Annotated in this window: 13 protein-coding genes and 1 pseudogene; all 14 read left to right on the forward strand. The window is 63.6% G+C overall.

The features are described 5' to 3' along the window. The first annotated feature begins 12 nt into the window (after positions 1 to 12). The 14 genes and pseudogenes from NH14_RS02980 to NH14_RS03045 all read left to right on the forward strand — a co-directional run bounded on the left by NH14_RS02980 (position 13) and on the right by NH14_RS03045 (position 12,063). Entirely contained in the window at positions 13 to 1,161 is a 1,149-nt protein-coding gene (locus tag NH14_RS02980) for an acyl-CoA dehydrogenase family protein (RefSeq protein ID WP_035521635.1), read from the forward strand. Then, positions 1,158 to 2,321: a thiolase family protein gene (locus NH14_RS02985; RefSeq protein WP_035521632.1), complete on the forward strand. Its 1,164-nt coding sequence runs from the start codon at positions 1,158 to 1,160 to the stop codon at positions 2,319 to 2,321. The genes NH14_RS02980 and NH14_RS02985 overlap by 4 nt, the downstream gene beginning before the upstream one ends. A 2-nt stretch (positions 2,322 to 2,323) precedes the next feature. Further along, on the forward strand, positions 2,324 to 2,773 hold the full coding sequence (locus tag NH14_RS02990) for a Zn-ribbon domain-containing OB-fold protein (protein WP_084225035.1): 450 nt from the start codon (positions 2,324 to 2,326) through the stop codon (positions 2,771 to 2,773). Between the two features lie 12 nt (positions 2,774 to 2,785). Then, positions 2,786 to 4,015: a CaiB/BaiF CoA transferase family protein gene (locus NH14_RS02995; protein ID WP_052147773.1), complete on the forward strand. Its 1,230-nt coding sequence runs from the start codon at positions 2,786 to 2,788 to the stop codon at positions 4,013 to 4,015. Between the two features lie 34 nt (positions 4,016 to 4,049). Next, positions 4,050 to 5,048 carry a DODA-type extradiol aromatic ring-opening family dioxygenase gene (locus NH14_RS03000; protein WP_052147771.1) on the forward strand — a complete coding sequence of 333 codons (999 nt, stop codon included), beginning with the start codon at positions 4,050 to 4,052 and terminating at the stop codon, positions 5,046 to 5,048. A gap of 76 nt (positions 5,049 to 5,124) precedes the next feature. Continuing rightward, entirely contained in the window at positions 5,125 to 5,778 is a 654-nt protein-coding gene (locus tag NH14_RS03005; RefSeq protein ID WP_035521630.1) for an RraA family protein, read from the forward strand. 49 nt (positions 5,779 to 5,827) lie between these two features. Then, positions 5,828 to 6,487 carry an RraA family protein gene (locus NH14_RS03010; protein ID WP_035521628.1) on the forward strand — a complete coding sequence of 220 codons (660 nt, stop codon included), beginning with the start codon at positions 5,828 to 5,830 and terminating at the stop codon, positions 6,485 to 6,487. After that, on the forward strand, positions 6,484 to 7,152 hold the full coding sequence (locus NH14_RS03015) for a 4-carboxy-4-hydroxy-2-oxoadipate aldolase/oxaloacetate decarboxylase (RefSeq protein WP_035521626.1): 669 nt from the start codon (positions 6,484 to 6,486) through the stop codon (positions 7,150 to 7,152). The genes NH14_RS03010 and NH14_RS03015 overlap by 4 nt, the downstream gene beginning before the upstream one ends. 7 nt (positions 7,153 to 7,159) lie before the next feature. Then, positions 7,160 to 7,939, forward strand: coding sequence for an enoyl-CoA hydratase/isomerase family protein (locus tag NH14_RS03020; protein ID WP_035521624.1), 780 nt, complete (start codon positions 7,160 to 7,162; stop codon positions 7,937 to 7,939). 69 nt (positions 7,940 to 8,008) lie between these two features. Beyond that, positions 8,009 to 8,440 carry a PaaI family thioesterase gene (locus tag NH14_RS03025; RefSeq protein ID WP_152617053.1) on the forward strand — a complete coding sequence of 144 codons (432 nt, stop codon included), beginning with the start codon at positions 8,009 to 8,011 and terminating at the stop codon, positions 8,438 to 8,440. A gap of 26 nt (positions 8,441 to 8,466) precedes the next feature. After that, complete coding sequence (locus tag NH14_RS03030; RefSeq protein WP_035521622.1) at positions 8,467 to 9,216, forward strand: electron transfer flavoprotein subunit beta/FixA family protein; 750 nt, start codon at positions 8,467 to 8,469, stop codon at positions 9,214 to 9,216. A gap of 24 nt (positions 9,217 to 9,240) precedes the next feature. Continuing rightward, positions 9,241 to 10,188, forward strand: coding sequence for an electron transfer flavoprotein subunit alpha/FixB family protein (locus NH14_RS03035; protein WP_035521915.1), 948 nt, complete (start codon positions 9,241 to 9,243; stop codon positions 10,186 to 10,188). A gap of 58 nt (positions 10,189 to 10,246) precedes the next feature. Then, positions 10,247 to 10,579 (forward strand): annotated as a pseudogene (locus tag NH14_RS03040) (NAD(P)/FAD-dependent oxidoreductase); the annotation flags it as partial. Between the two features lie 221 nt (positions 10,580 to 10,800). Beyond that, the gene (locus NH14_RS03045; RefSeq protein ID WP_052147770.1) at positions 10,801 to 12,063 is read left to right on the forward strand and encodes an adenylate/guanylate cyclase domain-containing protein; all 1,263 of its coding nucleotides are present in this window, start codon (positions 10,801 to 10,803) and stop codon (positions 12,061 to 12,063) included. The last annotated feature ends 36 nt before the right edge of the window (positions 12,064 to 12,099 follow it).

Here is a 12,099-nt window from a genome sequence, read left to right on the forward strand (position 1 = left end):
CGGAACGAGAACATGGATTTTTCTTTGACTGAAGACCACGTCACGCTGCAGGATGCCGTGCGCCGCTTCTGCGACGGCGAATATCCCGCACACCTGCGTGGCAACGCCGAGGACAAGCAACTGGCCTCGAAACGCCGCCGGGGTCTAGCCGAGATGGGCATCACCGGCCTCGTAATCGATTCCGGTTATGGCGGCGGCGGCTATGGCGCGGTGGAAACCATGCTGGTCGCGCAACAGCTCGGTCGTGCGCTCGGCGGTGCGGGCTGGCTCGCGAGCGGCCTGCCGGCCGCAGCGCTGATCGGCTCGGCCGGCAGCGAGGAGCAGAAGGCCAGGTGGCTCGAAGCCGCGGCAACCGGCGAAAAGGCGCTGGCGCTCGCCGTCAGCGAAGCCGAAGCGCGTTATGACATCGCGCGTCTGGCCGTGCCTGCCGCCGAAACGGGTGACGGCTGGAAGATAAAGGGCACCAAAACCATCGTGTTCGACGCCGCGATCGCTGATGCCTTCGTGGTGGCGGCGCGGACTTCGGGCCAGCGTGGCGACAGGCACGGCCTGTCGCTCTTCCTCGTGGACGCGAAAACCGCAGGCGTCAGCCTGCGCAATTTCGCGACGATCGACGCGCGCGAAGCCGCTCATGTCACGTTCGACAACGTGGCCGTAAGCAAGGCCGATTTGATCGGCGCCGCCGGTGCGGCCTACGACCTGATCGATGCCGCAATCGACCGCGCGAACGCTGCGCTGGTGGCGGAATCGGTGGGCGCGCTCGAAGCATTGCTCGAACACACGTCCGAACACCTGACGACGCGTACGCAGTTCGGCGCGCCGCTCGCGAAGTTCCAGTCGCTGCAGCACCGCGTGGCCGACATGCTGATCGCGCTCGAACAGAGCAAGTCGATGGCCTGCGCAGCCGCGATGGCCGTGGACGAGAACGATCCCGAGCGCCGCCGCCGTTTCGTGTCGGCTGCGAAGACGTACGTCGGCGATGCGTGCCGCACGGCTGGCGAATGGGGCATCCAGTTGCACGGCGGCATGGGCATGACCGAAGAGTGCCGCGTTGGGCACTACGCGAAGCGCATGTTCGCGATCAACATGACCTACGGCGATGCCAGCTGGCATCTGCAGCGCTTCACTGCGCAGCGCCTCGCGCAGGAGAAAGCTGAATGAGTCTGAACGGAGCAGCCTATATCGTCGGCGCCTACGAGCACCCGACACGCAAGGCCGACGACCTTTCCGTGCTGCGCCTGCACGCCGACGTGGCGAAGGGGGCGCTCGAGGACGCGGGCCTGACGAAGGACGACATCGACGGCTACTTCTGCGCAGGTGACGCGCCGGGTCTCGGTACCACGACGGTCGCCGAATATCTGGGCCTCGAGCTGCGCCATGTCGATTCGACCGAGTGCGGCGGTTCCGCGCCGATCCTGCACGTCGCGCACGCCGCTGAAGCGATCAAGGCCGGCCGCTGCAACGTGGCGCTGATCACGCTCGCGGGCCGTCCGCGTGCCGCGGGCGCCGCGCTGTCGCTGAAGGCGCCGGACCCCGACGCGCCCGAAGTGCAGTTCGAGCTGCCGTTCGGCCCGGCCACGCAGAACCTGTACGGCATGGTCGCGAAGCGTCACATGTACGAATTCGGCACCACGAGCGAGCAGCTCGCGTGGATCAAGGTGGCGGCCTCGCATCACGCGCAGCACAACCCGAACGCGATGCTGCGCAATGTCGTGACGGTCGAAGACGTCGTCAATTCTCCGCTGGTGGCCGATCCGCTGCACCGCCTCGACTGCTGCGTGATGAGCGACGGCGGCGGCGCGCTGATCGTTGCGCGCCCGGAAATCGCGAAGCAGCTCAAGCGCCCGCTCGTCAAGGTGCGCGGCACGGGCGAGGCACCGAAGCATGCGGCCGGCGGCAACATCGACCTCACCTGGTCGGCGGCGAAATGGTCGGGGGCGGCGGCGTTCGCCGAGGCTGGCCTCACGCCGCAGGACATCAGGTACGCGTCGTTGTACGACAGCTTCACGATCACGGTGCTGATGCAGCTCGAAGACCTCGGCTTCTGCAGGAAGGGCGAGGGTGGCAGGTTCGTGATGGACGGCAACCTGATCTCGGGCGTCGGCAAGCTGCCGTTCAATACCGATGGCGGCGGATTGTGCAACAACCACCCGGCCAACCGCGGCGGCGTCACCAAGGTGATCGAGGCCGTGCGCCAGCTGCGCGGCGAGGCGCATCCCGCCGTGCAGGTCAAGAACTGCGATATCGCGCTCGCGAACGGTATCGGCGGCGCGCTGGCGTCGCGTCACACCGCGGGCACGCTGATCCTGGAACGGGAGTAACCATGAGCACGAATCAAGCGACTGCTGGCGCAAGCGCTCCGGACGCCAAACCCGCCACGAAGCCAGGTGGCCCGAGCCGCATTCCCGCACCGCGCGTGCTTCCCGAGGCGATGCCGTTCTGGGAGGCGGCCAAAGACGGCCGCCTGCTCGTGAAGCGCTGCGAGGACTGCGGCGAGACGCACTACTACCCGCGCGACATCTGCCCGCATTGCATGAGCGCGAGTACGGAATGGCTCGAGTCGAAGGGCCTGGGCATGGTCTATTCGTTCAGCACGATGGGCAAGGAGGAGGCACGTTACACGCTGGCCTACGTGAGCCTCGACGAGGGCGTGACGATGTTGACCAATCTCGTCGATTGCGACGCGGCCGCACTGTCGATCGGTCAGCGCGTCAAGGTGGTATTCAAGCCCAGCGAGGGTGGCTATCCGGTGCCGATGTTCGCGCCGGCCTGAAGGAGATTGAGCATGTCTGCGGATTTCAAGGAACAGCATGGCCGGCACGATGCGAAGAAGGGGCCGCTGTCGCGCTTCACGATCATCGACGCCTCGCGTGTGCGTGCGGGCCCAACGGCCATGCGCGTGTTCGCCGACATGGGCGCGCGCGTGATCAAGCTGGAGATCCCGCCAGGCGCGCCGGGCGGCGACGACATGATCGGCGGCCGCGACCACAACCGCGCCGACTACGAGAACCTGCATCGCAACAAGGAAAGCCTGACGCTGAACATGAAGGATCCGGCCGGCCTTGCGATCCTGCAAGAACTGGTCAAGCGCGCCGACGTGTTCATCGAGAACTTCCGGCCGGACGTCAAGGAGCGCCTCGGCATCGGCTATGAGGCGTTGCGCGCCGCCAATCCGCGCATCGTCTACGCGAGCATCTCGGGCTTCGGCCAGGATGGCCCGTATGCGAAGTGGCCGGGTTTCGACTCGATCGCGCAGGGCATGGGCGGACTCATGAGCCTGACCGGCAAGCCGGGCGAAGGCCCGATGCGCGTCGGCATTCCGATCGCCGACCTGTGCGCGGGGCACTTCTGCGCTCAGGCGATCCTGACCGCGCTGCTGGAGCGCGAAGCGTCGGGCGAAGGCCAGTGGGTGCAGACCTCGCTGCTGGAGGCGCAGATCGCCATGCTCGACTTCCAGGCCGCGCAGTGGCTGGTGGACCGCAAGGTGCCCGAGCAGGTCGGCAACGAGCATCCGCTCACGGTGCCGACCGGCGTGTTCTCGACGAAGGATGGCTACCTGAACCTGGCCGCGATCGGCAACTCGATGTTCGCGCGCCTGTGCGAGGCGCTCGGCCTGCAGCACCTCATTGGCCAGCCCGGCTACGAGTCGGACCCGGCGCGCGTGGAAAACCGCGATGCGGTCAACAAGGCGGTGGGCGAGGTGTTCCTCACGCGCACCACGCGCGAGTGGACCGAATTGCTGATCAAGGTCGGCGTGCCGTGCGGCCCGATCTACAAGGTGAACGAAGTATTCGACGATCCGCAGGTCAGGCATCTCGGCATCGCGTGGCCCGCCAACGTGCCGGGCAAGGGCGAGGTGTCGTTCGTCGGCACGCCGTTCCGTCTTTCGCGATACCAGCGCGCCGAGATGCCGCGCCTGGCTCCTGAGCAGGGCGAGCATACGCACGCGATCCTGGGCGAGCTTGGCTACACGGATCAGCAGATTGAGCAGTGGCGCTCGGCCTTCGTGGTCTGACGCGCCTTAACGGAAGGCATTGGAGAGAGACGACATGGCACGACTGGTCGCCGGATTCGGTTCATCGCACAGCATCATGCTGGTTTGCCAGCGCGAGGACTGGCAGCACGGTTTCAAGCAGGTCGATCCGAAGAATCCGCATTACTTCGATCGACTCGGCAACCCCACGACCTATGAAGAGCTGCTCAAGATCGCGCCGGCGGATGCCGAGGCGATGGTGACGGCCGGGAAAATGGGCGAGCGTTACGATCAGGCCGAAGCGGCCATGGACGAGTTGCGCGAGCGTATCCGCGCGGCGAAACTTGACGTGCTGCTCGTGGTCGGCGATGACCAGACGGAGTTATTTCGCACCACAAATAATCCGGCCTTCGCGATCTACTACGGCGAGACGATCCGCAACGCGAAGCGCGTGTCGAGCCCGAACGAAAGCTGGTACGCGAAGGCGCGCACGATGCGCCAGGAGCCGGATGCCGACGTGCACTATCCGGTCAAGGCCGACATGGCCCGGTGGCTGATCCGCGAGCTGTGCAACCGCGACTTCGACATCGCAGCAATGGATGGCCTCGAGCGCGACCAGTACGAGGGCCATGCGTTCTCCTTCATTCATCGCCGCTATTTACAGGATCTCGACCTGCCCGTCATCCCGGTCATCGTCAATACCTTCGATCCACCGAACCAGCCCACGCCGCGCCGCTGCATCCAGCTCGGCCGTGCGCTGCGCGAGTTGATCGAAGCCTATCCGGAGAACTTGCGCGTGGGCGTGCTTGCGTCGGGCGGCCTGTCGCATTTCGTGGTGGACGAGGAGCTCGACCTCGGCATCATTGCCGCGATCCGCCGCAAGGACAGCGACTGGCTGGCCGCACTCGATCCGAAGCAGTTGCAGGCCGGCAGCTCGGAAATCCGCAACTGGATCATCGGCGTCGAGGCGCTCAACTCGCTCGACCTCGAATGGGTCCGCTACGTGGCTGGCTACCGCACGGCAGCGCTAACCGGCACGGGTCTCGCCTTCGCGGCCTGGCACACACTCGACTGAACGCGGCAGTCCCGTCCCTGCCGGGCGGGGCGCGCACATGACACTTCACGTTTCTATCAGGAAAGCACAACCCATCATGGCTGACCAAAACGTACAGCGCCTGCGCCGGCTCGATTGCTGCGCCGTGTCGGACGCGCTCGACAAACTCAAGCTGAACGGCGTGGTGAGCGGTTTGCCGCAACGCGCTGGCTCGGGCCGCATCGCGGGCCGCGCGATCACTGTCAAGCTCGGTACCGGCGAAGCGCCCCCGGGGCCGCCGGTGCATCTTGGCTGCACCGCAGTCGAGCAGGCCGATGCCGAGAGCGTGATCGTCGTTGAGCAGAAGAGCGGCGTGGAAGCGGGTTGCTGGGGCGGTCTGCTGTCGCTAGCTGCCAAGGTGCGCGGCGTGGCGGGCGTGGTCGCCGACGGCCCGGTGCGCGATATCGATGAAGCCATCGGCTACGAGCTGCCAGTGTTCAGCCGCGCGACCACGGCCCGCACCGCGCGTGCGCGCGTGGTCCAGAAGGGCACCAATGTGCCGGTGCAGATCGGCGACGTGACGGTGAACGCGGGCGACTACGTGGTGGCCGACAACAGCGCCGTGATCTTCATTCGCGCAGCCGATATCGAAGCCGTGCTCGAAACCGCCGAAATGATCGTCAACAAGGAAGCCGCGATGGCCAAGGCGATTCTGGCGGGTACGCCGGTTGGCCAGGTGATGGGCGGAACCTACGAGCACATGCTCAGGTAAGCGGCAGCAGCCTCCGGACAATTTCAGCAAACACGCAGGAATCCAAACCATGACGACTCAGGACAAGAACGTCGAGCGTGCGTCGAAGCTCGATACCGCGACGCTCTCCGACGCACTCGACAAGCTCGGCATCGTTGGCCAGTGCCACAAGATCAAGGCGCGCAGCACCGAGTTCCGCACCGCGGGCCGAGCGTTCACGATCAAATACGGTCCCGCCTCGAACCCGCCGGGCACCGTCGGCGACTTCATCGACGACGTACCGGCCGGCAGCATGATCGTGCTCGACAACAATGGCCGTGAAGACGCCACCGTGTGGGGCGACATCATGACCGAGATCGCGCACCGCCGCGGCATTGCCGGCACCGTGATCAACGGCGTGTGCCGTGACGTCGCGCTGTGCCTGAAACTTGGCTATCCGGTGTTCAGCCGCGACCACTGGATGCGCACAGGCAAGGATCGCGTGCAGGTCGAGGCGACGAACGTGCCCGTCAATATCGGCGAAGCGCGCGTGCAACCCGGCGATATTCTGCGCGGCGACGCTGACGGTGTGATCGTCATTCCCAAGGAGCACGAAGACGCGGTGCTCGACGCTGCCGAAACCATTCATCGCGCCGAGGAAGCGATTCGCGAAGCGTGCCGCGGCGGAATGCGTCTGGACGAAGCGCGCAAGCAGTTCAAGTACCACCAGTTGCAGACCCGGGAGCAATGACGATGAAAGAACACAATCCGGCCACCACGGTACGCGAGACCATCGAGCGCGTGGAGACGAGGGTAATCGAAGCCGCGCGCAGGCTACCCGCGGCGACGCTGCACGAGGCGGGCGGCAAGATCGGCGCGTTGCCCTGGGCGATCAAGCCCGTCGCACCGCGTTTCAGGATTTGCGGCACTGCCATCACCGTGCATTCGCCGGGCGGCGACAATCTCTGGCTGCATCGCGCACTCGTGCTCGCCCAGCCGGGCGACGTGCTGGTCGTGTACACCAATGGCGTCTACGAACACGGCTATTGGGGCGAGGTCATGACGACGGCCGCGAAGGTGCGTGGACTGGCCGGTCTCGTGATCGACGGCGGCGTGCGCGATGCCGACCTGCTCGAGGAGATTGGCTTTCCGGTGTTCGCCCGGGGCCTGTCGATCCGGGGCACGGGCAAGGACTATGGCGCGATCGGCTGGATCAACGAACCGGTGATGATCGGCAACGTCACGATCAGCGCGGGCGATCTGATCGCAGGCGACCGCGACGGCGTGGTTGCCATCCCGCGCTCACGCGCCGCGGACGTGGTAGAGAAGGCTGCAAAGCGCGAAGCGGACGAGGCCGCGATCTGCAAGCGCATCGAAGCGGGCGCAACCACGATGCAGATCTACGACTTCCACTGAGCCCACGATGACCACTCAACCCGCCGCACATTCGCCCGGCCTCGCGCCCTCGCTCGAGGTCGCCGGAGCGGTCGCGACCATCACGCTGCGCCGGCCGGACGTGGCGAACCGGCTCGACCCGGAAGATCTCGAGACCCTGGGGGGCTTCATTCGCGACGTGAATGCACGACGAGAGGTGCTCGTGCTGCGATTGTGCGCGCAAGGACGGCATTTTTGCGCCGGCTTCAACATCGGCAGCGTGGCCGGAGACAATGCGGGCGAGCGCTTCGAGGCACTCGCGAACGAACTGGAGCGTGCGCGTCCGGTGACGATCGCGGCGATCAACGGGGGAATCTACGGTGGCGCGACGGATCTTGCGCTTGCCTGCGATTTTCGCATCGGCGTCGAGACGACCCAGATGTTCGTGCCGGCTGCGCGCCTTGGCTTGCTGTTCTATCGCGGCGGGTTGCAGCGATACGTGTCGCGCCTCGGGTTGAACGTGGCGAAGAAGCTGCTCCTCACGGCCGCTACGTTCGATGCGGCGCAGATGCTGGCCTGCGGCTTCCTCGACACGGTCGTGGAACCGGCGGCGCTGCATCAGGAAGTTGAGCGCCTGAGCGGCGAGCTGGCCGCCATGGCGCCGCTTGCGCTGCTCGGAATGAAGAAGCATCTGAATGGCATCGCAAGCGGCACATTCGATGAAAACGAATTTCGGCGCGACGTTGCGCAGTCGGATGCGTCGCATGACTTGCGCGAAGGTGCGCTCGCGTGGAAAGAAAAGCGCAAGCCCGAGTTCCGCGGTGAATAGAGCAGCGGTCGATGAGGCGCGACAGCGGCTGCGGATGCGCAGCGGCTTCGATATGGAGAGAGGCAATCAATGGAAATGGACAGCAAGCGGGTTCGCGAACGGCTCTTCGGCCCGGACGGGGCGCCGCCGCCTGTGACGCAGACGCTTGGCGGCAGGGTTGCCTCGCTGAGCGATATCGTGCTCGAGTCCGAGTATGTTGGCGCGCCAGCGTTCCTGAATCCGGCCGGTCACATACAGGGTGGCATCCTGTCCGCGATGCTTGACGACGTGACCGCATTGCTCGTTGTGTCCACGCTCAGGGATGGGGAGCACTGCGCAACCTTGAGTCTGAACACGTCGTTTCTGCGGCCTGCCAAAGCCGGCAAGCTGCAAGGGCGCTCGACGCTCGTGCGCCGAGGGCGTGGCGTGTGCAATGTTTCCGGCGAGCTATGGCAGGACGACAAGCTCGTGGCGACGGCGTCGGCGGTATGCGCGATCGCTCCGAAAGGCGACGCAAGATAAATGTTACTGGTGGTGAAAGGGGCAAGATGAAGGTACTGGTCGCGGTTAAGCGCGTAATCGATTACAACGTGAAGGTTCGTGTGAAGTCGGATGGCACGGGCGTCGACATCGCTAACGTGAAAATGTCGATGAACCCGTTCGACGAAATCGCTGTTGAAGAAGCGGTTCGTCTGAAGGAGGCGGGTGTCGCGACAGAAGTGATCGCCGTGTCCGCCGGTGTCGCGCAAGCGCAGGAAACGCTGCGCACGGCGCTCGCCATTGGCGCGGACCGCGCGATCCTCATCGAATCGAATGAAGACCTGCAGCCGCTGGCTGTCGCGAAGCTTTTGAAAGCGCTCGTCGATAAAGAGCAGCCTTCGCTGATCATTCTCGGCAAGCAGGCTATCGACGACGACTCGAACCAGACCGGCCAGATGCTCGCCGCTTTGGCGAACTTGCCGCAAGCGACGTTTGCTTCGAAGCTCACGGTTGCCGACGGCAAGGCCACGGTCGCGCGTGAAGTCGATGGCGGCGCGGAAACGCTTTCTTTGAAATTGCCCGCAGTGGTGACCACTGACCTGCGTTTGAACGAACCGCGCTACGTCACGCTGCCGAACATCATGAAGGCGAAGAAGAAGCCGCTGGAGACGCTCAAGCCCGAGGACCTCGGTGTCGATGTCACGCCGCGTCTGAAGACCCTGAAGGTTGCCGAGCCGCCCAGGCGTTCCGCAGGCGTGAAGGTTGCCGACGTGAAGACGCTGGTCGAGAAGCTGAAGACCGAAGCCAAGGTGCTTTAAGGGAGCGAGATAGAAATGACGAATCTGGTGAATCTGGTAATAGCCGAACACGACAACGCAACCATCAAGGCTGCGACGCTGAATACCGTGGCTGCCGCACAGAAGATCGGCGGCGACGTGCACGTGCTGGTCGCGGGCCACAATGCTCAAGCTGCTGCGGACGCAGCGGCGAAGATCGCGGGCGTTTCGAAGGTGCTGCTGGCCGACGCGCCGCAACTCGAAGCAGGTCTTGCTGAGAACGTCGAAGCGACGGTTCTGGCGCTTGTGCAAAATGCGGCGAAGAACTACTCGCACATCCTCGCGCCGGCGACGGCAGCGGGCAAGAACGTCACGCCGCGCATCGCCGCGAAGCTCGACGTCGCACAAATCTCGGACATCACGGCAGTCGATTCGCCGGACACGTTCGAGCGCCCGATCTACGCGGGCAACGCGATTGCAACGGTGCAATCGGCTGATCCGGTCAAGGTCATCACGGTTCGCACGACCGCGTTCGATGCAGTCGCGGCCGAAGGCGGCAGCGCGGCGGTCGAGAAGCTCGAAGCGGCAGCAGACAGTGGCCTTTCGCAGTTCGTCGGCCGTGAAGTCACGAAGCTCGACCGTCCGGAACTCACGAGCGCGAAGATCATCGTCTCGGGTGGCCGCGGTCTGGGCAGCGGCGAAAACTACACGAAGGTGCTGGAGCCGCTCGCCGACAAGCTCAACGCGGCGCTCGGCGCTTCGCGCGCGGCAGTGGATGCGGGCTATGTGCCGAACGATTACCAGGTCGGCCAGACCGGCAAGATCGTCGCGCCGCAACTGTACGTTGCGGTGGGCATCTCGGGCGCGATCCAGCATCTCGCGGGCATGAAGGACTCGAAGGTGATCGTGGCGATCAACAAGGACGAAGAAGCGCCGATCTTCAGCGTGGCAGACTACGGTCTCGTCGGCGATTTGTTCGCCGTCGTGCCGGAGTTGGCCAGAGAACTCAACTGACTCCGGCAATTTTTGTGAGACCGCAACAAATCTGATCGTGTTGGTAGTCTTGCCAAACAGAGGCATCCGCCCGACGACAGGTGTTGAGTTGGGCTATCGCGATACGGCCAATACCCCGGTTCAACTCGAAGTGGTGGAACCGCTCGCCCGCGGCATTTTTCCGCTCGGTGCGCGGCTCGATAGCGAGGCGTGGCTCGGCTGCCGCCACTGTACGCCCGACATAATGCCGATCATTGGGGCAGCGCCGAAGCACAACGACCTCTGGTTTGGGTTCGGCCACGCCCACCACGGCCTCACGCTAGCGCCGATCACGGGCCGATTGATCGCGGAGATGATGAGCGGTGCGCCAACGATCGTGGATCCGAAACCGTTTTGCGCCACGCGGTTCTGAACGCAACGAGCTGTACGCTCACGGCGTGCCGGCAGCCTAAAGATATTCTCGAGCTGGATTGGGAGCGCACACCGCACACACCCTGTATTTGTATGAATATACCGAATACACGCATCTTCGTTGCGCTAGTGGCTACACTGAGAATATCCAATCGATAGCAAACTGAAGGCAATCTGGTATGCAAGCTTTGGACCGGATGCTGAAGTCACAAGAGGTGACGCATGGCTGCGATCCATCGCCCGTGTTTCTCTGACGTCCCGGAACTTCGCGTGGGCGATGTGACGCTTTCTGCGATCGATGACCCTCAGACTCAGCGCAATAAGTTAGCGCGCGTCATGGTAGATGCGATGTACCAGTTCGTAGGTTTACTGGACGCGAACGGGACAATGCTCGAGATCAATCGTGCAGCGCTTGAAGCCGCCGGGATACGAATGGACGACATTCGCGGCAAGCCGTTCTGGGAGGCGCGGTGGTGGGTCGTATCCTCGCAGACACAGGCTTCGCTCCGGGAGCTCATTCGCCGCGCTGGCGAAGGCGAATTCGTCCGCTGCGATTTCGAAGTCTACGGTCAGTTGGCCGGTGCGGAGACGATTGTCGTTGATTTTTCGATTTTGCCGATCAAAGATTCAAATGGTGACGTCATATTCCTGCTTCCGGAGGGCCGCAATATCACCGAGAAAAAGCGCGCGGAAGCTGCGATTGCGCGTAAGAACGAGGAATTGCAGGCAAGTTGGGAATTAATCCAGCGCCAACGCGACGAACTCCAGAGCCTCTATGACAAGCTCGCCGTCGAGCAAAAAATGTCCGAGCGGCTATTGCTCAATCTGCTTCCCTACCCGATCGCTGAACGACTGAAAGCGCGCCCGGACCTGATCGCGGACAGCATTCCTGAAATCATTGCCGACAGTTTTACTGATGTCACGGTTCTATTCGCAGATATTGTCGCGTTTACACCGTTTTCGACGCATATGGCTCCAGAACAATTGGTCGCATTCCTCAACGAAATTTTCACGGAATTCGATAACATTGCCGACCACCGTGGCCTTGAAAAGATCAAAACTATCGGCGATTCCTACATGGCAGCAGCTGGACTGCCTGACCCGGCGCCTGACCATGCAGCGAGGGCAGCTCATATGTCTCTGGACATGATCGATGCGCTTGCGCGAATTAATCGGCGCCACGGCTACAACCTCCAGATGCGCATTGGCATCAATAGCGGGCCTGTGGTCGCCGGTGTCATCGGCAGGCGAAAGTTCATCTATGACTTGTGGGGCGCCGCAGTCATCACCGCCAGTCGAATGGAGTCCCACAGCGTCGCGGGGCGTGTGCAGGTGACCGACGCCACGCGGCGCCTTCTTGGGGATCGCTTTTTGTTTGAGGCGCGCGGCGCAATTGAAGCGAAGGGCATCGGTACGCTGCACACCTGGTTCCTGACGGGAATAAATCCGATATATGCGGGAACGGGCGCCACTTCAGGACAATAACCGATTCACTTTTCGGCGCCGCTGGAACAAACGCAT

Origin of the sequence: Paraburkholderia sacchari, from assembly GCF_000785435.2 — a bacterium.
Classification (GTDB): domain Bacteria; phylum Pseudomonadota; class Gammaproteobacteria; order Burkholderiales; family Burkholderiaceae; genus Paraburkholderia; species Paraburkholderia sacchari.